General features: G+C 65.4%; 22 protein-coding genes and 1 tRNA gene. 19 read left to right on the top strand and 4 right to left on the bottom strand.

Annotation, left to right across the window (positions count from 1 at the left end; translation table 11 throughout):
* Positions 1-633, top strand: a complete 633-nt coding sequence (locus sphantq_RS05670) for a 2-dehydro-3-deoxy-6-phosphogalactonate aldolase (protein WP_272799795.1) — start codon at positions 1-3, stop codon at positions 631-633.
* A gap of 3 nt (positions 634-636) precedes the next feature.
* Here sphantq_RS05670 and sphantq_RS05665 read toward each other — a convergent pair whose 3' ends face one another.
* The gene (locus sphantq_RS05665; RefSeq protein ID WP_272799794.1) at positions 637-2,679 is read right to left on the bottom strand and encodes a hybrid sensor histidine kinase/response regulator; all 2,043 of its coding nucleotides are present in this window, start codon (positions 2,677-2,679) and stop codon (positions 637-639) included.
* A gap of 149 nt (positions 2,680-2,828) precedes the next feature.
* On the opposite strand from sphantq_RS05665, the gene sphantq_RS05660 reads away from it, so the two are divergent.
* From sphantq_RS05660 to rpsI, 4 genes are all read left to right on the top strand, one after another.
* On the top strand, positions 2,829-3,872 hold the full coding sequence (locus tag sphantq_RS05660) for a COX15/CtaA family protein (RefSeq protein ID WP_272799793.1): 1,044 nt from the start codon (positions 2,829-2,831) through the stop codon (positions 3,870-3,872).
* Positions 3,869-4,657, top strand: coding sequence for a hypothetical protein (locus tag sphantq_RS05655; protein WP_272799792.1), 789 nt, complete (start codon positions 3,869-3,871; stop codon positions 4,655-4,657). The genes sphantq_RS05660 and sphantq_RS05655 overlap by 4 nt, the downstream gene beginning before the upstream one ends.
* Positions 4,658-4,793: 136 nt before the next feature.
* Positions 4,794-5,273 (top strand): 50S ribosomal protein L13, encoded by a 480-nt coding sequence (gene rplM / locus sphantq_RS05650; RefSeq protein ID WP_082679079.1) that lies wholly within the window; start codon positions 4,794-4,796, stop codon positions 5,271-5,273.
* A complete protein-coding gene (gene rpsI / locus sphantq_RS05645) occupies positions 5,273-5,830 on the top strand; it encodes a 30S ribosomal protein S9 (RefSeq protein ID WP_272799791.1) in 558 nt (185 codons plus the stop codon). Before rplM ends, rpsI begins: the two co-directional genes overlap by 1 nt.
* 70 nt (positions 5,831-5,900) lie before the next feature.
* On the opposite strand, the gene sphantq_RS05640 is transcribed toward rpsI, so the two are convergent.
* Positions 5,901-6,797: a diacylglycerol/lipid kinase family protein gene (locus sphantq_RS05640; RefSeq protein WP_272799790.1), complete on the bottom strand. Its 897-nt coding sequence runs from the start codon at positions 6,795-6,797 to the stop codon at positions 5,901-5,903.
* Between the two features lie 81 nt (positions 6,798-6,878).
* On the opposite strand from sphantq_RS05640, the gene sphantq_RS05635 reads away from it, so the two are divergent.
* Together sphantq_RS05635 and sphantq_RS05630 are read left to right on the top strand one after the other, a co-directional pair.
* Positions 6,879-7,757, top strand: a complete 879-nt coding sequence (locus sphantq_RS05635; protein ID WP_272799789.1) for a metallophosphoesterase family protein — start codon at positions 6,879-6,881, stop codon at positions 7,755-7,757.
* A gap of 78 nt (positions 7,758-7,835) precedes the next feature.
* Positions 7,836-8,618 (top strand): helix-turn-helix domain-containing protein, encoded by a 783-nt coding sequence (locus tag sphantq_RS05630; protein WP_443021528.1) that lies wholly within the window; start codon positions 7,836-7,838, stop codon positions 8,616-8,618.
* A 12-nt stretch (positions 8,619-8,630) separates the two neighbouring features.
* Here the strand turns inward: sphantq_RS05630 and sphantq_RS05625 are convergent, their stop codons facing one another.
* Positions 8,631-9,482 carry a methyltransferase domain-containing protein gene (locus sphantq_RS05625; protein ID WP_066604237.1) on the bottom strand — a complete coding sequence of 284 codons (852 nt, stop codon included), beginning with the start codon at positions 9,480-9,482 and terminating at the stop codon, positions 8,631-8,633.
* A 41-nt stretch (positions 9,483-9,523) separates the two neighbouring features.
* On the opposite strand from sphantq_RS05625, the gene sphantq_RS05620 reads away from it, so the two are divergent.
* From sphantq_RS05620 to sphantq_RS05600, 5 genes are all read left to right on the top strand, one after another.
* The gene (locus tag sphantq_RS05620) at positions 9,524-10,264 is read left to right on the top strand and encodes a ComF family protein (RefSeq protein ID WP_272799787.1); all 741 of its coding nucleotides are present in this window, start codon (positions 9,524-9,526) and stop codon (positions 10,262-10,264) included.
* A 56-nt stretch (positions 10,265-10,320) separates the two neighbouring features.
* A complete protein-coding gene (grxC, locus tag sphantq_RS05615; protein WP_066604234.1) occupies positions 10,321-10,578 on the top strand; it encodes a glutaredoxin 3 in 258 nt (85 codons plus the stop codon).
* 8 nt (positions 10,579-10,586) lie between these two features.
* Complete coding sequence (locus sphantq_RS05610) at positions 10,587-11,417, top strand: carbon-nitrogen hydrolase family protein (protein WP_272800186.1); 831 nt, start codon at positions 10,587-10,589, stop codon at positions 11,415-11,417.
* On the top strand, positions 11,414-11,884 hold the full coding sequence (locus sphantq_RS05605) for a DUF1178 family protein (protein WP_129927106.1): 471 nt from the start codon (positions 11,414-11,416) through the stop codon (positions 11,882-11,884). Before sphantq_RS05610 ends, sphantq_RS05605 begins: the two co-directional genes overlap by 4 nt.
* A gap of 61 nt (positions 11,885-11,945) precedes the next feature.
* Positions 11,946-12,022, top strand: a tRNA-Arg gene (locus sphantq_RS05600).
* A 287-nt stretch (positions 12,023-12,309) separates the two neighbouring features.
* Here sphantq_RS05600 and sphantq_RS05595 read toward each other — a convergent pair.
* Positions 12,310-13,278, bottom strand: a complete 969-nt coding sequence (locus sphantq_RS05595) for a magnesium and cobalt transport protein CorA (protein WP_066605605.1) — start codon at positions 13,276-13,278, stop codon at positions 12,310-12,312.
* A gap of 211 nt (positions 13,279-13,489) precedes the next feature.
* Between sphantq_RS05595 and sphantq_RS05590 the strand changes: the two genes are divergently transcribed.
* The 7 genes from sphantq_RS05590 (at position 13,490) to sphantq_RS05560 (ending at position 20,681) form a co-directional block, all read left to right on the top strand.
* Positions 13,490-14,020 (top strand): 3'-5' exonuclease, encoded by a 531-nt coding sequence (locus tag sphantq_RS05590; protein ID WP_272799786.1) that lies wholly within the window; start codon positions 13,490-13,492, stop codon positions 14,018-14,020.
* A 213-nt stretch (positions 14,021-14,233) separates the two neighbouring features.
* Positions 14,234-14,944: a response regulator transcription factor gene (locus tag sphantq_RS05585; protein ID WP_066604228.1), complete on the top strand. Its 711-nt coding sequence runs from the start codon at positions 14,234-14,236 to the stop codon at positions 14,942-14,944.
* 176 nt (positions 14,945-15,120) lie between these two features.
* Entirely contained in the window at positions 15,121-15,819 is a 699-nt protein-coding gene (locus sphantq_RS05580; protein WP_066604221.1) for a carbonic anhydrase, read from the top strand.
* Between the two features lie 3 nt (positions 15,820-15,822).
* Positions 15,823-17,319, top strand: coding sequence for a SulP family inorganic anion transporter (locus sphantq_RS05575; RefSeq protein WP_272799785.1), 1,497 nt, complete (start codon positions 15,823-15,825; stop codon positions 17,317-17,319).
* Between the two features lie 293 nt (positions 17,320-17,612).
* Positions 17,613-18,455, top strand: a complete 843-nt coding sequence (locus sphantq_RS05570) for a TorF family putative porin (protein ID WP_066604217.1) — start codon at positions 17,613-17,615, stop codon at positions 18,453-18,455.
* Positions 18,456-18,642: 187 nt separating this feature from the next.
* Entirely contained in the window at positions 18,643-19,353 is a 711-nt protein-coding gene (locus sphantq_RS05565; protein WP_066604215.1) for a response regulator, read from the top strand.
* Positions 19,350-20,681: an ATP-binding protein gene (locus sphantq_RS05560; protein ID WP_066604213.1), complete on the top strand. Its 1,332-nt coding sequence runs from the start codon at positions 19,350-19,352 to the stop codon at positions 20,679-20,681. Before sphantq_RS05565 ends, sphantq_RS05560 begins: the two co-directional genes overlap by 4 nt.
* Positions 20,682-20,689: the final 8 nt, after the last annotated feature.

The raw sequence follows: 20,689 nt of genomic DNA, 5'->3' as shown, positions 1-20,689 counted from the left end.
ATGACCCTGGACGACCTGCTGGCCGATGGCGCGCCGCCCATCTGCGCGATCCTGCGCGGCATAAGGCCCGACGAGGCGATCGACGTGAGCGCCGCTTTGGTCGATGCGGGCATCCGCATTTTGGAAGTGCCGTTCAATTCGCCCGATCCGCTGGCCAGCATCGCGGCGATGCAGGGCGAATTTGGCGACCGCGCGCTGATCGGCGCCGGCACGGTGCTGAGCGTCGAGGCGGTCGAGGCGCTACATGATGCGGGCGGGCGCATCATGGTCACCCCCAACACCAATCCGGCGGTGATCGCGCGCGGCGCGGCATTGGGGCTGGACCTGCTGCCCGGCTTCATGACGCCCAGCGAAGCCTTCGCCGCCATCGCGGCAGGGGCGAAGCGGATCAAGCTGTTCCCGGCGGCCCGTCTGGGCGCGGCCTATGTGAAGGCGGTCAAGGACGTGCTGCCGCGCGAGGTGGGCGTGTGGGCCGTGGGCGGCACCGGCGCGGACACGATCGGCGAATGGCTGGCGGGCGGCTGCGAAGGCATCGGCGTGGGCGGCGCGCTCTACAAGCCGGGTGACGACGCGGCGACGGTCGGCCAGCGCGGCCGCGATCTGGTCGCGGCGTGGCAGGCGACCCTGCGCTGACAGTCAGGCGACCGTTTCGGGCACGTCCGCAGGCCTGTCCAGCACATCCCGAACCTTGGCGGCGAGATCGGCATAGCTGAAGGGCTTGGTCAGCAGGTCGACGCCTTCGTCCAGCCGGCCGTGATGGACGATGGCGTTGCGGGCATAGCCGGTGGTGAACAGGATCTTGAGGCCAGGCCAGCGCAGCTTGGCCGTGGCGGCCAGATCGGCGCCGGTCATGCCGCCGGGCAGCACGACATCGGTGAAAAGCAGGTCGACCGGTCCCTCGGCCGCCTCCAGCGCCGCCAGCGCGGCCGCGCCGTCGGCCGCAGGGATGACATGATAGCCAAGGTCGCGCAGCGCTTCATGCGAATAAGCGCGGACATTATCGTCATCCTCGCATAGCAAGATGGTTTCCTGTCCGCCCGTCGCCGCGAACGCAGGCGTTTCCTGCGCGTCCTCCATGGTCGTGCAGCCATGATGGCGCGGCAGATAGAGCATGACGCTGGTGCCCTGGCCCGGCTCCGAATAGACCCGCATATGGCCGCCGGACTGTTTGATAAAGCCGTAGACCATCGACAGGCCAAGGCCGGTGCCGCGCCCGACATCCTTGGTGGTGAAGAAAGGCTCGATCGCTTGCGCCAGCGTCGCGCCGTCCATGCCTTCGCCGGTGTCCGACACGCCGATCATCACATAGGGGCCGGGCGCCAGGTCGGTTTCGCGCGCGGCCTGCTGCGCATCGATATAGCTGTTGGACACTTCGATCGTCAGCTTGCCTCCGTCCGGCATTGCGTCGCGGGCGTTGACCGCCAGATTGAGCAGCGCATTTTCCATCTGGTTGACGTCGACGGCGATGGGCCAGGGTTCGGGCGCGTCCATCGTTGTCACGCTGACGGTCTCGCCGAGCGTCCGGTGTAGCATGTCGGACATGCCGGCGACCAGTCGGTTGGGATCGGTCGGTCGCGGGTCGAGCGGCTGGCGGCGGGAGAAGGCGAGCAACCGCTGCGTCAGCACCGCCGCGCGGTCCGCCCCGGCCGCGGCGCGCCCGATCATACGCTGGAGCCTTGTGTCGTCGGCGGGCAAGGCGCGTTGCAACAGTTCCAGATTGCCGGTCACGATCTGTAGCAGGTTATTGAAATCATGCGCCACGCCGCCGGTCAACTGACCCAGCGTCTCCATCTTCTGCGCCTGGCGCAGCGCAGCTTCGGCGTCGGCCAGCGCGCGGGCATGGGCGCGCTGCTCAGTGACGTCGCGGGCGACGGCATAGACGATGTCGTCTTGGGAGACTGCGGTCCAACTGAAGGTGCGATAATCGCCGTCGCGGGTGCGAAACCGATTGTCGAAGCGCAGCACCGGCTGGCCGTGCGCCAGCCCGTCAATCTGATCGCGGGTTGGCTGGATGTCGTCGGGATGCTCCATCCATTCGGCGGTGCGGCCGATCAGTTCCGCCTCGGTCCAGCCCAATATCTCGGTCCAGGCCGGGCTGGCCGCGAGCCAGACGCCGGTCGTGTCGGCGATCAGGAACGGGTCGCGCGCCAGCGCCCAGAGCCGGTTGCGATCGGCCAGCATGGCCCGTTCCGCCAGCACGCGCTTGGTCGTCTCGCTGACGATGCACAACACGCCGCCGATCGACCCGTCGGCTTCGAACACGGGGGAATAGCTGATGTCGAAATAGACGTCCTCGCCGCGCCCGCCGTCACGCTCGATATAGAAGGCGCGGTCCTTTGCGTGGATGGTTTCTCCGGTGTCGAGGACGGACCGGAGCAGCGGACCAAGATCGTCCCACAACTCACGCCAGCCTTCACGCGCCGGGCGGCCCAGCGCCAGGGGATGCTTGTCGCCGATCGTTGGCGCGTAGGATTCATTATAAAGCGCGCAGAAATCAGACCCCCAGAACAGCACGATCTCCGCTTTAGAAGACAGCATGAGGCGCACGGTAGAGACGAGGATGGGCGACCAGCCATCGACCGGGCCGAGAGGGGAGGCTGTGTCCAGCCGGGCGGTCAGAGCGCCGATCGGTCCCTGTGCGGCGATCATCGCGGCTGTTCCCGTCGATGCGGCGATCATGAAAAGTCCCTGCATTAAACCAAGTTAGGATGATACGCCCGCCGGGGCTTTTGTTTCCCCACCCCTGCCAGCGGCTGGGCTGATTTGTCCATGGGCAATGTCGGGCGGGACGGCTTGAAAAGGGCAGGGCATGAGCGCATGGACCCGGCATGACAGTGTCTCCCTTCACCCGCGCCGCTCCGCCCGTTTCGCGTCCCGCCGCCATCGCCCGCTGGTTGCTGGTCGTCGCCCTGCTGGTCTTCTGCATGGTGGTCGTGGGCGGCATCACCCGGCTGACCGAATCCGGCCTGTCGATTACGCAGTGGAAGCCGATCACCGGCGCCATTCCGCCGCTGACCCATGACCAGTGGATGGAGGCGTTTCGCCTCTATCAGCAGATCCCCGAATATCAGCAGATCAACCGCGGCATGACTCTGGGCGATTTCCAGTTCATATTCTTCTGGGAATGGGCGCATCGGCTACTCGGCCGCCTGATCGGCGTCGCCTTCGCCTTGCCGCTGCTCTGGTTCGCGGCGCGGCGGGCGATCCCCGCGGGCTATGGCGCTCGGCTGGTCGCCTTGCTGGCGCTGGGCGGGTTGCAGGGGGCGATCGGCTGGTGGATGGTGAAGTCGGGCCTGTCGGTGCGCACCGACGTCAGCCATTACCGGCTGGCGGTGCATCTGCTGACGGCGCTGTTCATCATCGGCGGCCTGGTGTGGACCGCGCTCGACCTGCGCGCGCTGGCGCGATCGCCGCGGGCGCGTCCTGCTGCGCTGCGTCCTTTCGCGCTGCTGGTGCTGCTGGTGCTGCTGGTCCAGTTGATGCTGGGGGCCTTCACCGCCGGCCTGGATGCGGGCTATGTGTCGAACACCTGGCCGCTGATGAACGACCATGTCGTGCCCGAAGGCATCCAGTGGCTGGGGTCGCTCTGGGCCACGGTGTCGAGCGATCCCTACCTCGTCCATTTCCTGCATCGCTGGTGGGCCTGGGTCGCCGCCGTGGCGCTGGTCGTGCTGGCGCGGCGCGCGAAACAGGCCGGGCAGCGGGGCGCATCGATCGCGATCAACGCGGCGGTCGGCACGCAAATCCTGCTGGGCATCGCCACCGTCATCAGCGGCATCGCGCTGCCGCTCGCCGTGCTGCACCAGGCGGTCGGCGCGCTGCTGGTCGCCGCCGCCGCCTGGGGCGCCCATGCCGTGGGTGCGCGCCGTTGAGGCGGCTGCTGGTCGCCGCGTTTGTCGCCCTCGGCCAGCCTGCAGCGGCGCAGGGCATAGCCATCCCTTTCGCACCGCCCACCGACCGGGCGCTGATCTATCGGATCGAGCAGCATCGGCCGGTGGAAGGCGCGACCCGCATGTTCAGCGCGACCCGCGACATGCGGTTCGAACGGGCGGGCGAGGGCTATATCTTGCAGGTGACGCTGCGCGACATCGACAGCGATGCGCCGGCGGCCGGGGCGGAACCCTATCGCGCCGCGCTGACCCCGCTGGTCGGCGTCGTGCTGCGGTTCCGGCTGAACGGGCAGGGCCGGATCGTCGATCTGGAGGATATCGATGCGGTCTGGGCCAAGGCGCAGGCGGGGATCGACGCGATGCTGGCCAATTTCGCGCCCGATACCCCGCGGCACAAGGCGGCCGCCAATGTAAAGGGGCTGTTCGCCAGCCTGTCGCCCGACGGCCGGCTTGCGCTGCTGGCGGGCGAAGTCCAGCCGCTCTTTCTGTTCGCAGGCAGCAGCGTGGCGGGGGGCGAGGGCCGCGGGCTGCGCACCGTGGCGGGATCGCCGCTGGGCCGGCCAGTGCCGGTCGAAGGCACGTTGCGCGTCGTGGGGCAGCCGGCCGATGCGCTGGACCTGGAGGAGAAACTGGCGGGCGCAGGCGTACAGGTCGGCATCCATTATCGCCTGTCGCGCACCAGCGGGCTGGTGGAAACGCAGCAGCGCAGCTTGGCCGTGGGATCGCTCGCCCTGACCGAAAGCCGGATGTTGACCCCAGTCAAATGAAGGGCGGTATTATTTTACCCGTCAGCAAAGCGGCCGAATCTCTTGACTTGTCGGGCCTCACCCGTCATTAGCGCCCCACTTCCGGGTGTCGGCGACGGCGCCCGGTTTCATTTTTTCATTCTGGAGTATTGGCACCATGAAGGCGCTGATGAAGACCACCAAGCCGGCGACCCCGGCGACGGTCGAAAAGAAGTGGGTCCTGATCGACGCCGACGGCCTCGTCGTGGGCCGTCTCGCTTCGACCGTGGCGAATATCCTGCGTGGCAAGCACAAGACCAGCTTCACGCCCCATGTCGATTGCGGTGACAATGTCATCATCATCAACGCGGGCAAGGTCAAGTTCACCGGCAAGAAGCTGACGGACAAGGTCTATTACAAGCACACCGGCTATGCCGGCGGCATCAAGGAAACCACGCCTGCCAAGATCCTGGAAGGCCGTTTCCCCGAGCGCGTGCTTGAAAAGGCCATCGAGCGCATGATCCCCCGTGGCCCGCTGGGCCGCCAGCAGATGCGCAACCTGCGCGTCTTCGCCGGCACCGAGCATCCCCACGAAGCCCAGAACCCCGAAGTGCTCGACTTCGCGTCGCGCAACCGCAAGAACAAGGTGGGTGCATAATGTCCGATAACCGCCAGTCCCTGTCCGACCTCGCGGCGATCGCCGCCGAAGCCGCCGCCGCTCCGGTCGCCGCCGCCGCGCCTGCCGTAGCGGTCGAAGGTGAAGAAGCCGCTGCGCCGATCGCGCCCCCGGTTTCGACCATGCCGCTGCGCGAGCAGGAAATCGATGCCCAGGGCCGCGCCTATGCGACCGGCCGTCGTAAGGATGCCGTCGCCCGCGTGTGGGTGAAGCCCGGCACCGGCAAGATCACGGTCAATGGTCGCGATCAGGAAGTCTATTTCGCCCGTCCGACCCTGCGTCTGGTGATCAACCAGCCGTTCGGCGTGACCGATCGCAACGGTCAGTATGACGTGATCGCCACCGTGAAGGGCGGCGGCCTGTCGGGCCAGGCCGGCGCGGTCAAGCATGGCATCGCCCAGGCGCTGACGAAATATGAGCCCGCGCTGCGCAGCGCGGTCAAGGCCGAAGGCTTCCTGACCCGCGACAGCCGCGTCGTCGAGCGTAAGAAATACGGCAAGGCGAAGGCCCGTCGTAGCTTCCAGTTCTCGAAGCGCTAAGCTTTTTCGAACATCAAAACAGGAAAGGGGCCGGTTTCCGGTCCCTTTTTTGTTGCGCGTACAGATGGAGCTATCCGTCCGCCGGCACCGCCACATCGACCGCACCCGGCGCGATCTTCACGGTTACGGGCGTCTTCGCCAGCACTTCGCCGTCGATCGAGATGCGCTGGCGCGGCTTGGTTTCGATCCTGAACGACTGCCCATGAAATTCCTCGGTATGGGCGTCGCGATCGCGCAGCTTGAAGAATTTGGCGTACCAGTCCCAGGCCAGGCGCGGCTTGCTGCGCCCGACCACCGCCTGAATTACAATTTCACCGGTATCGACATCGGCATGGTCCGACAGTTCGACCCCGCCATGATAGGGTCCGTTGAGGATGCGCACCTCGGTCGACCACATGCGGCGCTCGTTTTCGCCATCGTCGATGGTCAGGCGAAACGCGCGAAAGCCGACCGAGCATTTCACCGCCCACATCAGATAGCCGATCCGTCCCAGATAGCGTTTCAGCTTGTGCGGCACGGTCTGGCCGATCATCGGAGACAGGCCCAATGAGGCCGCGTTGACGAAATAATCCTGATCTATCATGCCCAGATCGACGCGGCGGCGTTGGCCAGTCGCGATCGCCTGCACCGCGCCATCCAGGTCCAGCGGCAGGCCCAGTGTCCGTGCGAAACTGTTCGCGGTCCCCAGCGGCAGCACGCCGAAGACGCAATCCTTGCCGACGAATTCGTCCACCGTGCCGGACATGGAGCCATCGCCACCGCCCACGATCACCATCGGCGCGCCGCTCGCCACGGCGTCCCGCACGATCTGCGCCATCTTCTCCGGCTCTTCCACCGCATGGGCGGCGATCAGGCGGACGCCAGCGGCCTCCAGCTTCTCCTTCGCCTGCGCGAAATTATCCTGCCCGCGGCGACTATGGGCGTTGACGACCAATATGGCGTCTTTGGGGAGTGGTTTCGTTTCCATGCCGCAATAACTCCGCCAGATCGATTTAGGGTGCATCGGAAATCGCAGGGAAACCATAGGGCATGGATTCGTTACCCTGGCATGGCTCGCATCGCACATCTCTCCGACATTCATTTCGGCGCCAACGATCCCAAGATCGTCGATGCCGCCACGGCCTGGCTGGAGGAGCGCCGCCCCGACCTCGTCGTCATCAGCGGCGACTTCACCCAGCGGGCGCGGGTGGAGCAGTTCAAACAGGCCGCGGCCTGGCTGGGGCGGCTCAAGGCCGCAGGGCTGAAGACGCTGGTCATTCCGGGCAATCATGACGTGCCGCTCTACGATGTGGTGCGACGGTTCGCAGCACCGCTGGACCGCTACAAACGCTATATCAGCAACGATCTGTGTCCCTTTTACGAAGATGGCGAGGTCGCGATCCTGGGCCTCAACACCGCCCGTTCGCTGACGATAAAGGACGGGCGGATCAACCATGACCAGATGGACATGCTGCGCGCGCGCTTCGCCCATGTCGCGCCGGACAAGACCCGCATCCTCGTGACCCATCATCCGCTCTTTTCCATGCCGATCGGCCGGGGCGGGGAATTGAGCGAAGCGGTGGGTCAGCATGACGACGCGATCAAGGCCGCGTGCGAAGCCGGGGTGCATCTGGCGCTCGCCGGCCATTTCCACCGCACCTATGCGGAGGCTGCGCGCAAAATGGTCGAGCATAGCGGCGGCGCGCTGGTGATTCAGGCCGGCACGGCGACATCGACCCGGCTGCGCAACGCCGAGCCGCAAAGCTTCAACTGGCTGCATGTGCGGCGCAACAACGAGATGGAGTTGCAGGTGATCGTGTGGGACGGGGCGGCGTTCCGGCGCGCGAGCCATGTGGAATATCGGCATGACGGCGAGGCATGGGCATCACGGGAGGTTGCGGACGCGCCGACCGTGGGTGAGTTGGAGGGGCGGCGGGGACTGGGATGATGGCGGAGCGATCTGCCGGTTACGATACAAATTTTTCGGGGTAGCTGCCACCCAAGGCCTGACATAGGTCTTTTCATTATGAGCACGCAGATGACGGATATGGGCTGGGCGCTGAGCGAGAAGGAGAAGCAGACGCTGCGCCTGATCGTCCGCGGCCATGACGCAAAGTCGATAGCCCGCAGCCTGGGCCTGTCGGTCCATACGATCAACGAGCGGCTCCGCGACGCGCGGCGCAAGATGGCGGTGTCCAGCAGCCGGGAGGCCGCCCGGATGCTGCTGGAGGCTGAGAGTGGCGATCCGGGGGAGGCCCCCGATTATGTGGGGGACAGAGAAATCGGGGCAGACGTGGCTGCGACTGAGATGGATGAGGACAGCGCGCCGACCGGCGGCGCGGGACGGGCAACCCGTCCTTACCGGCTCATCATCGGAGTAGTTCTCATGACGTTTGTTCTTGGCCTGCGGGCGCTTGCCGCCTTGCCGCAACTTGCTTCCGCGCCGTCGTCCCAAGCGCCGGCCGTCACCCAGGCGGCGTCAAACGCCGAAGTGGTCGATGCGGCGCGGCGATGGCTGGCGCTAGGGGATCAGGGGCGCTGGGACGATGGCTATCGGACGACCGGATCATCCTTTCGTAAGGCCAATACGCCCCAGCTCTGGGCATCGGTGCAGGAAAAGGTGCGCACGCCGTTGGGTGCGATGATATCCCGCGACCTGCTTAGTCAGGAATATCTGCTTGCCCCGCCCAATGGCTTTGAGATGGTGAAGTTTCGCACGCGCTTCGCCAACAAGGCCGAGGCGACGGAGTCGGTGACGCTGGAACGCGAAAATGGCGTCTGGCGTGTGGTGGCCGTCATGATCGAGTGACACGCGAAAGCGCTAGGCTTCCCCTTTGAGCGCGGCGGCCAGCGACATGGTCGCGCTGCCGCGCCTGGCCGGTCCGGCCTGGCTGGGATCGGGTTTCCAGCCGGACAGATAGACCAGCGCCATCCGCTCCGCCGTCCGCCCATCCGGGTCGGCGGCATCGGCGAAATGGCCCGCCGCGCGCGTCAGCGCGTCGCGGGTCAGCGCCGGCGCGCGCATGTTCAGCGCATTGCCCGCGCCCATGAAGCGCAGGTCGTGCATCAGGCGTACGACATCGCCATAACGGATGGCCAGCGTCTCGCCGTCCGCGACCGGCATGGCGAATCCGGCGCGGCTGAGCAGATCACCGGCCGATCGCACATCGACCTGCGGATGGACATGCTGGCCGGGCCGGTCGGCTTCGGCGGCGAGCAGGGCGGATTTGAGGCGGGGCAGGCTGCCCGCACCCGCAAAGGCCGCGAGCATCAACCCATCGGGGCGCAGCACGCGGCGCATCAGGATCAGCGCACCGGGCAGGTCGTTGACGCTGTCTAGCGTGCCGCAGGCGACGATCAGATCGAAACTGTCGTCGGCGAAGGGCAGGGCATCTTCGTCCATCTGGACGCCGCCCGCCGCTTTAGCCGCGAGGAAGCCGGGATCGGCGCAGGCGACGCGCTTGCCTATCGCCTCCAGCGCCGCCTTCGCGCTGCCGTCCGGGCAGCCGATCACCAGCGCTTCGGGCAGGTCGCGCTGCACATCGGCCAAGCGATCGATCAACTCGTCCAGCATCGCGCGATAGAGGAAGTCATGATCGGCGAAGACGGGCAGCATCCGGTCGCGCTGGCGCGCACGCCGGGCGCGGTCGAAAATGTCGGGGCGGTCATCCATGGCGGGCCTTGTGCATCGGGCGCGAAGTGCGGACAAGGCAGATGATGTCGCTCCTCCCGCTTCTCAAGGGCGTTTTGCAGCCTGCGGTCGATTATGCGCTGCCACCGCGCTGCCCCGGTTGCGGCGCCATCGTGGGGGCGGATTTCGCCTTCTGCCTGTCCTGCTGGAGCGGCATGGAATTGCTGGGCGACCCCTGCTGCGCGCGCTGCGGCGCGCCTTTCCCGCACGACATGGGCGCGGGGGCCGAGTGTGGCGCGTGCGTGGCCAACCCGCCGCCCTGGGACAGCGCGCGCGCTGTGCTGGCCTATGGCGATGTGGCGAAGACGGTGGCGCTGCGGTTCAAATATGGGCGGCGCATCGGCCTCGCGCGACTGATCGCGCGGCAGATGCTGCGCCATGTGGGGAGTGAGGAGGCGCTGATCATGCCGGTGCCGCTGCACCGCTGGCGGCTTTGGTATCGGGGCTTCAACCAGTCGGCGCTGATCGCGGACCATTTGGGGCGGCTGACAGGCTGGCCGGTGGAGAAGCGCGCCTTGCGCCGGGTGAAGCGGACTGCGCCGCTGCGTGGGATGAACCCGGCGCAGCGGGCGAAGATGGTGCGCGGGGCCTTCGCGCTGGCGGATGCGTCCGCGATCAAGGGGCGGCGCGTGCTGTTGATCGACGATGTCCACACCAGCGGGGCGACGGCGGCGGCCTGCGCGCGGGTGCTCAAGCGTGGCGGCGCGGGCGACGTGCGGCTGCTCTGCTGGGCGCGTGTGTTGCCGGATGCCGATGTCGAATGAGGGGCGGCGATTGACAAAGCCGCGCGTTCCCCCAATTTCAGGGGAAAGGAGCTATTATGGCGAAAGTCGAAATCTATACCAAGGCTTGGTGCGGCTATTGCGCGCGGGCGAAGGCGCTGCTGACCGACAAGGGCGTGGCGTTCGAGGAATATGACATAACCATGGGCGGGCCCAAGCGTGACGAGATGCTGGACCGTGCGCCCGGCCGGACCACCGTGCCGCAAATCTTCATTGATGGCGCCCATATCGGCGGCAGCGACGATCTTGGCGCGCTGAACCGCGACGGCAAGCTGGACGCCTTGTTGGGCCTGTGAGCGACAAAATGCGCGCCGCCCTGTTTCAGATGACCAGCGGGATCGATCCCGCCGCCAATGCCGCCGCCATTGTCGAGAAGGTGAAGCGCGCCAAGGGCGAGGGCGCGGACATGCTGTTCACGCCCGAAATGGCCGGATATCTGGACCGCGACCGCCAGCGCGCGGCCGATACGCTGCGCAGCGAGGCGGAGGATGTGGTGCTGGCCGCAGTGCGCGACGCGGCGGCGCGGGAAGGGCTGTGGGTGCATATCGGGTCGCTGCCGCTGAAGGGCGAGCGGGCTGACGGACGCTGGGCCAATCGCAGCTTCCTGATCGACGACAGCGGCGGCATCCGCGCGCGCTATGACAAGATCCACCTGTTCGACGTCGATCTCGCCACCGGCGAAAGCTGGCGCGAATCCTCGGTCTACGGGCCGGGCGAGCAGGTGGTCGCTGCGGACACGCCCTGGGGTCGAATGGGCTTTTCCATCTGCTACGACATGCGCTTCCCCGATCTGTATCGCGCGTTGACCAATGCGGGCGCGACGATCCTGCTGGCGCCCGCTGCGTTCACCGTGCCGACCGGGCAGGCGCACTGGCATGTGCTGCTGCGTGCGCGGGCGATCGAGGCGGGCTGCTATGTCATTGCGACGGCGCAGGTGGGGACACATGCCGATGGCCGCATAACCTATGGCCATAGCGTGGTGATCGATCCCTGGGGCGAGGTGCTGCTTGATATGGGCGAGACGGCCGGACTGGGGCTTGCGGATCTCGATCTTGGGCGCGTAGGGGATGTGCGCGGGCGCGTGCCAGCGATCGCCAACCGCCGTGTGATACCCAGGGATGTGACTGTTTCGTGATCGTGTTCGACCTCAAATGCGCAGGCCAGGGCCATGTGTTCGAAGCCTGGTTCGGGTCCGGCGCCGATTATGAGGATCAGAAGGCGCGCGGCCTGCTCGCCTGCCCGCTGTGCGGCGATGGCGATGTGACCAAGGCGGTGATGGCCCCGGCAGTAGGCGCGAAGGGCAATAGCCGTGCCGTTGCCGTGCGGGAAGAACCTGCCGCACCGGCGATGAGCGGCGCGGATCAGGCGAAGATGAAGGCGCTGGTCGAGGCGCTGGCGACGGCGCAGAGCAAGGCGCTGGAGGACAGCACCTGGGTCGGTCGCGGTTTCGCCGAGCAGGCGCGCGCGATGCATTACGGCGAAAAGGACCGCAGCAGCATCCATGGCGAGGTGGCCCCGGCCGAGGCCAAGGCGCTGATCGCGGAAGGGGTGGAGGTCGCGCCGCTCCCCTTTCCGGTCATCCCGCCGCAGGCCAAGAATTGAGCCATTAAATTGACGGCCGAGAATTGACCGGGCTCTTCGCGCGCAATAGAGCCATCGCCGGGCACCCGTAGCTCAGCAGGATAGAGCATCAGATTCCTAATCTGAGGGCCATGGGTTCGAATCCCGTCGGGTGCACCACCTTTGGCATTTGCGCCTTCTTTTCCCCGGTGTCGTCGGCGCTATTGGCTAACCGTTGAGCAAGGTTAGCCATCAACATTTCAGCCGCAACGTCCGAGAGGGTGGGGCTGGCGGCGGGCGCGATGTTGCTGGACCGGCCTGACCGGCCGACCGCCATCTGCGCCAGCAATGACGACATGGCCGCCGCGATCGTCTCACTGGCGCACCGGCGCGGGGCGGGGACGCCACAGCCCGCGTGAACGACTATCTGGCGCATGATTTGGTGATACGCGAGTCGGTGGCCTCTGTTACAGCCACTTCAGCTTCCTGAACCGGGCGTAGAGCAGCGAACACACCACGCCGATCACGCCCAGCACCACGAAATAGCCGTAGCGCGTCTTGAGTTCGGGCATATGTTCGAAATTCATGCCGTAAATTCCCGCAATCGCGGTCGGCACGGCCAGGATCGCGGCCCAGGCGGCAAGCTGGCGGGTAATCTCGCCGGTGCGTTGCTGCTCCAATAGGTTGCTCGATTCGAATACGCTGTTCAGGATTTCGCGCAAATCATCGACCATCGTCTGCACCCGGCGGACATGGTCGCGCACGTCGCTGAAATAGGGCCGGGCTTCGGGATCGATGCTGGGCAGATCCATCTTGACGAATTTGGTCGCGACCTCCTGCATGGGCAGCAGGACGCGCTGGAAGCGGATCAGCTGGCGGCGCAGGCTGAAGATGCGGGTGATATCCTCCCGGCGCAGGAAATGGTCGATCATCTGCTGCTCCATTTCCAGCACCTCCTCCTCAATCCCCTCGATAATCGGCAGATAGCCGTCGACGATGAAGTCGAGGATAGCGTGCAGCACATAATCCACCCCCTGGGCCAGGCGGGACGGCACGGCCTCCAACTCCTCGCGCAGCGCCAGATGGGCGCGCGCCGATCCGTGGCGGACGCTGATGATATGGCTGGGGCCGACGAACAGAGCGGTTTCACCGTAGCATATGGCGTCGCCCTCGACATGAGCGGTGCGGGCGACCACGAACAACTGGTCGCCGTAAATATCGACCTTGGGCAACTGGTTGGCCTTGATCGCATCCTCGATCGCCAGCGGATGCAGGCCATGGGTTCGGGCCAGCGTCTCCATTTCCTCCACCGTCGGGTCGGCCACGCCGATCCAGATGAATTCGGACTTGTCGGGCGCGCAATCGACCCGCTCGTCGATCGCCACCGGGCGGACTCGCTGGCCGTTGCGATAGAGATAGGCGGCGACGACGGTCATGCGCGTGTTTCCCTTTGGTTTCCGTCCGCTAGCAGACAATTTCAACCGCGTCGCACCTTTCGCCGCATCCCTGCGCCAGCCCATATGATTTTTGCTGAAGGGGGTGGCGATTGACTTTGGCATGACATAGTTCACGCCGAAAGGGGCGCATAGAAGAACGCGCGGCACATGCTTGGAGGGGGCGGGTCGCACGAGAATATGGAGCTGTGCCTTGCACATCATAACTATCGATTTCGAGGCGTCCTGCCTACCACGCCATGGACGGTCCTTCCCGATCGAAGTGGGCATAGCCGATGGCGACAGGTCGCGCAGTTGGCTGATTCGCCCGCATGATAGCTGGGCCGGCTGGGACTGGACGGCGGAGGCCGAGGCGTTGCATGGCCTGAACCGCGAGCGGATCGCGTGCGAGGGGCAACCTGCCGCCGTCGTGCTGGCAGAACTGGCCGGCGCGACGCAGGGACGGCGGGTGGTCGCCGACAGCCTGATCGATCAATATTGGCTTGATACCCTGGCGGCCGCGGCCGGCGCGCCGACGCCTTTCACGATTCAACATGTCGCGACCCTGTTCGATGAGCAGGGCGCGGACGAGCGACGGATCATCGCCGCCATGGCCTTCGCCGATGGGCAGGGGGCGACGCGGCATCGCGCGGCCGGGGATGCGCTGTGGTTGTCGGCGCTGATCGCGCATCTTTGCGGCGGGGCGATGCCGCCGCCTTTGCCGGTCCTGATCGCCGCGCAATGAAGGGCCGATAATTGCGCTGGCAATGATTTGTTACATACGGCAAATTACGGAGACATTCGCCAACCGTAAATCTTTCCGCTGTTCGCGATCGCACGGCCAAAAGTCGCAGATTGCCTCTGCCGCGGAGGAGACGCCCATGTCGCCGATTATAGCCCTTATCCAGGCGGCTCTGTCCGCCAAAGTCGGTTCCACTCCGGGCGCTGTTCAGGGCGGATGAATCCACCACTGATACTGGTCGCCGAAACACAGCAGGATTTGCGGCGCGAGATACGCGAATATCTGGAGCAAAGCGGATTTCGTGCTTTGCCTGCGGCGTCGGCGGCCGATATTTTCAGCGCCCTCACCACCACGCCGGTTGGAGCGGTCGTGCTGGATGCGGCGCTGCGTGGGCCTGATGGACTCGATTTGTGCCGCGATATCCGCGAACGTAGCGACGTGCCCGTCATCCTCGTCGGATCGAACAGCTCGGAGGTCGACCGCGTGGTCGGGTTGGAGCTGGGCGCGGACGATTATATGGACAAACCCTATGCGATCCGCGAACTCGCCGCCCGTCTGCGCGCGGTGCTGCGTCGCGGCCGGAGCGAGCGGGCGCTGGGCCTGCGTCGCCAGACAGAGGCTATTTTCGACGGCTGGATCGTGGATTTCGCTCGGCGGGAAGTGACAGATCCATGCGGGCGTCTGGTCGAACTGACCGCCGCCGAATTCGCGCTGCTGGCGGTTTTTCTGGACCATGCGCAAACGGTCATCGCGCGCGCGCGGTTGATGGAGCTTGCGGGCGTGCGCGATGCGCCATCGTCCGATCGCAGCATCGATGTGCTGGTCAGCCGGCTGCGCCGCAAGCTGGGCGCGGGCGGACGGTCTGCGCCAATTGTTACCGTTCGTGGCGTGGGCTATATGTTCAGCGCTGTGGTCGATCGGCGCTGACCGGGGTTTCCAGCTTCTACGCGCCGATTATGCGGTTTGGCGCGACAATCGCACGGTCCATTACTCAGACATAGTTTTTAACAAAGCCGCTGCGCTGCAGCAAAACCGCGTCCTTATTCTTGGCCTCAAGCCGGTCCGCCCCCTGACTGGCGCCATGTTAGAAGAGGATAGACTCCATGAACGAGCTACTCGGTCGCGTATTCAGCTTCGAAACCAAGGTTTTCCCGAACGAAAGCGCGCTCTACAACCAACTGGCCAGCCACGGCCAAAGCCCCAAGGCGCTGATGATCTCCTGCGCCGATTCGCGCATCGTTCCCGAACATATCATGCAGGCGGCGCCCGGCGATCTGTTCGTCTGCCGCAACGCCGGCAACATCGTCCCCCCGCACGCCACGCAGAATGGCGGCGTCACCTCCACCGTCGAATATGCGGTGATGGTGCTGGGCGTGCGCGACATCATCATCTGTGGCCATAGCGACTGCGGCGCGATGAAGGCGCTGTCCACCAATGCCGACCTGACGAAGATGCCCAACGTCGCCGCCTGGCTGCGCCACAGCCATGCCGCGCAAATGGTCTGCCGCGAAAATTATCCCGACGATCTGAGCGATGCTGAAAAGCTGCGCAACATGGCGTTGGAAAATGTCGTCGCCCAACTCGCGCATCTGCGCACCCATCCTTCGGTGGCGTCGGGCATCGCGCGCGGTGAAATCGCGCTGCACGGCTGGTACGTCGATATCCACGCCGGTCAGATACTGGGGCTGGATGGCGAAACCGGCCAATTCTCGCCCCTGCGCGAAGGCCAGCCGATGCCGGTCGCGCTTCCCCATGGCCGCCGCCTCGCTGGCGCAGCGGCCGTTGCCCAAGCGGCGGAGTAAATCATGCTGAAGGCTCTTTCCGGCGGCAATTTCAGCCGCGACTTCACGGCGTCGATCGTCGTCTTCCTGGTGGCGATGCCGCTCTGCATGGGCATCGCCATTGCTTCCGGCGTGCCGCCGGAGAAGGGCCTCATCACCGGCATTATCGGCGGCCTGGTCGTCGGCCTGCTGGCGGGTTCGCCGTTGCAGGTCAGCGGTCCGGCCGCCGGTCTTGCGGTGATCGTCTTTGAAATCGTCCGCGAACAGGGGCTGTCCGCCCTCGGTCCCATCCTCATTCTGGCGGGCGCGATCCAGATCGTTGCCGGCCTGTTGCGGGTCGGCGGCTGGTTTCGCGCCATTTCACCGGCGGTCGTGCATGGTATGCTCGCCGGGATCGGCGTGCTGATCGTCGTCGGCCAGTTCCATGTGCTGTTCGACGATAAGCCCCTATCCAGCGGCCTGCATAACCTGATCGCCATGCCGGGTCAGATTTTCGGTCTGTCGAACGGCGATGCGGCAACCGCCTTCGCCGTCGGCCTCGTCACCATCTTCAGCATGTTGGGTTGGGAGAAATTCCGTCCCGCATCGTTGAAACTGGTGCCCGGCGCGCTTGTTGGCGTGGTGACCGCGACGGTCGTCGCTTTTGCGCTTGGCCTGCCGGTCGCGCGCGTGGTCGTGCCTGAATCGATCGTCGCGGCGGTCGCCTTGCCCGAAGCCGGGCTGATGGCGCAGTTGATGAACCCGACGATCATCACCACCGCCATCGCCATCGCCTTCATCGCCAGCGCCGAAACCTTGCTGTCGGCCGCGGCGGTCGACCGCATGCACGACGGCGTGCGCACCAATTATAATCGCGAACTTAGCGCCCAGGGCGTGGGCAACCTGCTTTGCGGCTTCGCCGGCGCGCTGCCGATGACTGGCGTCATCGTCCGCAGTTCGGCCAACGTCCAGGCCGGGGCCAAGACCCGTCTGTCGGCGATCCTCCACGGCGTCTGGATTTTGGGCTTCGTCGCTCTGCTGCCCTGGCTGCTGCGCGAAATTCCGATGGCCGCGCTGGCCGGCATTCTGGTCATCACCGGCGTCCGCTTGGTCAGCGTCGCGCATGTCAAGCATCTGTTCCACCTTTACGGTCCGCTGCCCGCGATCGTCTGGGCGGCGACGCTGATCTGCGTCGTGGCGACCGACCTGCTGACCGGCGTGCTGGTGGGCATCGGCCTGTCGCTGCTCGAACTGCTGCCTCACGCCACGCGCTTGCGGTTGAAGGTGGATGAGGAAAGTCGGGGCGAAGCGCATGAGGTGGCGCTGCGCGGCACCGCCACATTCCTCAACTTGCCCAAATTGTCGGCCAAGCTTGAATCTCTGCCGGCCGCCGGAGTGGTCATACTGAATGTCGAACGGCTCGGCCATATCGATCATACGTGCGCGGAAATGTTGCGCGAATGGGTCGATCGCCGCCGGGTCGCGGGTGGGCCGGTCGAATTGTTCGGCGCCACCGGACGGATGCGTCAACTCGTCGCCTGATCCCCCAAAAAAATCGGGCGATGTCCTGAGCCGTCGCGTCTCACCGGGCGCGGCGGCTTTTCTTTATGGCGAGTTAAACTAGCAACATAATAGCAACATTAGGTTGCTAATTCAGCAAAGAACCGTGCCCGGCATATCACAGCCGGCCTGGTCCTTTCGCAGTTGCAGTAAAAGCGGTTTGTCTCGCGGGCAGGACAGAATAGGGCAAGGTCATTCGCCGGTATCGAAGACGATCAATAACAGATCTTCGGACCAGAGCGGATGCAGGACGGAACATTCCAACGTAAAGGGGAATGTTCATGAAGTATCAAATAGCCTGTGCCGCCCTCGCGCTCATGTCCAGCGTACCGGCTTTCGCGCAGGAAGAACCCGCCAGCCCCGTCACCGTTACCGGCAGCGTTGCGATGGTTTCGGACTATCGCTTCCGCGGCGTTTCGATGTCGGACAAGGGCATGGCCGTCCAAGGCGGCATTTCCGTCAGTCATGAATCCGGCGCTTACGCCGGAATCTGGGGTTCCAACCTGTCGGGTTGGGGCACTTTTGGCGGCGCCAATATGGAACTGGATCTCAATGCCGGCTACGCTGTTGATCTTGGAGGCGCCAAGCTCGACGTCGGCCTCATCTGGTATATGTATCCCAGCGGTTTCGACGAAACCGATTTCGCCGAACCCTATGTCAAGCTGTCGAGCGCCCTGGGTCCAGTCAATGCCCTGGTCGGCGTCGCCTATGCTCCCAAGCAGGAAGCGCTGGGCAAGACATGCAGCGATGCGGCTTGCACCGTGTTCCGGCCGGGCAAGAAGAACGATAATCTCTATCTCTGGACCGACGTCAATTCGGCAATTCCCAACACGCCGGTCACCGTGAAGGCGCATCTGGGCTGGTCGAAGGGCAATTCCGGCCTGGGTCCCAACGGCACCTCGCTGGCGCCTACCGGCAAATATCTTGATTGGTTGGTTGGCGCGGACGTCGCCATCCCCGGCACGCCGCTGACGCTGGGCGTGGCCTATGTCGACACCGACATCGCCCGCGTCGAGGAAAACTATATCCGTCCCAACTTCTCGGTGGCGGACGGCGATAATGCCGGCAAGTCGATCGCGCGCAGCCAAGTCGTGTTCTCGATCTCGGCCGCTTTCTGATCCGTCGCCGGGCCTGGTTCGCCAGGCCCGGCATTGGTCTTCAGGCTTTGGCGCGCGCCGGGATTTTCCCCGCCGTGACAAATTGTTGCTACAGTCGCGTTTCTGGACTTCCCGCGACCCGCGCGGTTGACCCCCGATCCGCCGCCCCCTATTTCCCGACCATGACATTTTGTGCGCTGACGCCTTCATGACCGCCCCGTCGATCATCCTTGTCGAGGACGATCCGCCGTTGCGCACGCTGACCGCGCGGGCGCTCCAGGAACATGGTTATCAGGTGCGTCCCGCATCCTCCGGCCCTGAAATGTGGGTGGCCTTCGACGCCGGCCCGGTCGATCTCGTCGTCCTCGACGTCATGCTGCCCGGCACCAACGGCATCGACCTGTGCCGTCAGATCCGGCGCAAGAGCGACGTCCCCATCATCTTCATCAGCGCCAAGGGTAGCGAGACGGACCGGATCGTCGGGCTGGAACTGGGCGCGGACGATTATCTGCCCAAGCCCTTTGGCACGCGCGAACTGATCGCCCGCATCCGCGCCATCCTGCGCCGCGTCGGGGTGGAGCGCGGCCCGGATGAGCATCGGGAGAGCGAGGCGCATTTTGACGGCTGGAACGTCAACTTCCCCCGGCGCGAACTTCGCTCCCCCACCGGCGCGATCGTCGAGCTGACCGGCGCGGAATTCGACCTGCTCGGTTCCTTCCTCAGCCATCCGCAGCGGGTCATCGCGCGTGAGCGGTTGATCGAATTGTCGCGCACCCGCATGGGCGACAGCAGCGATCGCAGCATTGACGTCCTCGTCAGCCGCCTGCGCCGTAAATTGTCCACCGCCGACAAGGGCGCGCCGATCACCACCGTCCGCGGTGTTGGCTATATGTTCAACGCAGAGGTCAGCCGCGCTTGAGACGCCATGTCAGGGGATCGCTGGGGCTGGTTGGCCGCCTGTTCGCGATCCTGCTGTTGACGGTGATGCTGGAATTTGCGGTCGGCACGCTCATTTATGAGCGCACCAGCCAGATATCGTTGCAGGATGATGAGGCGCGGCGCCTGGCCGAGCATCTGGTCATCGCCCGCAAGCTGCTGACCGAGCAGCCGCGAGCGGAACGCCCCGCGCTCGGCCTGCAACTGACCACCGATCGCTACGATGTCCATTGGTCGCCCGCCGCGCCGCCGCCGCCGCCGCTCTCGCCGGAACTGGAGCGGATGCGCCAGCAGATCATCGCCTGGGAACCCAGCCTGGAGCGCTCGCGTCTCTGGCTGCGGCTGGCCGCGCCCAATCGCCATTCGGAAATCAATGGCGGGTTGCAACTGCCCGACGGCAGCTGGCTCTATTTCGGTATGCACCATAGCGGCAGCAAATGGGCTTTCACCCTGGGTCGGCTGGGGCTGGCGCTGATCCCGGTGCTGGCGTTGCTGATCGCCGGCTGGCTGCTGATCCGCCGCACGCTCGCCCCGCTGCGCGACCTCACCCATGCGACCCACCGGATCGGCCTGGGGTCGGCGGTCATGGTGCCCGAAGCAGGGACCAGCGACGTGCGCAACCTGATCGCCGCTTTCAATGCAATGCAGTCGCGCCTCCACCGCCTAATCAACGAACGCACCGAAACGCTGGCGGCGGTCGGCCATGATCTGCGCACGCCGCTCGCCCGGCTGCAATTGCGGCTTGAAGAGGTGAAGGATGCTGACATTCAGCAGGCGATGGCCGGCGACCTGGAGGAAATGGGCGCGATGCTGGAATCGCTGCTCGCCTTCCTGGGTGGCGAGAAAGACCCTGAGCCGCCCGTGCGCACCGATGTCGCGGTCACCATCGCCACCATCGTCGATGCTTTCCAGGACCATGGCGACGACGTTGCCTATGATGGGCCGGATCATCTGGAAATGGAGGTTCGCGCGCTGTCGCTGCGTCGCGCGGTGCGCAACCTGATCGAAAACGCGCTCCACTATGGCGATCGCGCCCGCGTTTCGCTGGAGCGGGTCGGCGTCGAGATATTGATCCGCGTCGATGATGATGGCCCCGGCATCCCGCGCGAACAACTGGATGAGGTGCTGCGGCCCTTCGCCCGGCTCGACGACGCGCGCCAGCGCAACACGCGCGGCCTGGGCCTGGGCCTGGCCATCGTTGCCAAAGCGGTGCGGGCGGAAGGCGGGCAGTTAACGCTCGCCAACCGGCCCGAAGGCGGGCTGCGCGCCGAAATCTGCCTGCACCTGCCCAGGTCCGGGCCCCGCGGCTAAAAGAGAAA

Origin of the sequence: Sphingobium sp. AntQ-1 (assembly GCF_028538045.1) — a bacterium.
Taxonomy (GTDB): Bacteria; Pseudomonadota; Alphaproteobacteria; order Sphingomonadales; family Sphingomonadaceae; genus Sphingobium; species Sphingobium cupriresistens.
This window is presented reverse-complemented; position numbering and strand designations above follow the sequence as displayed.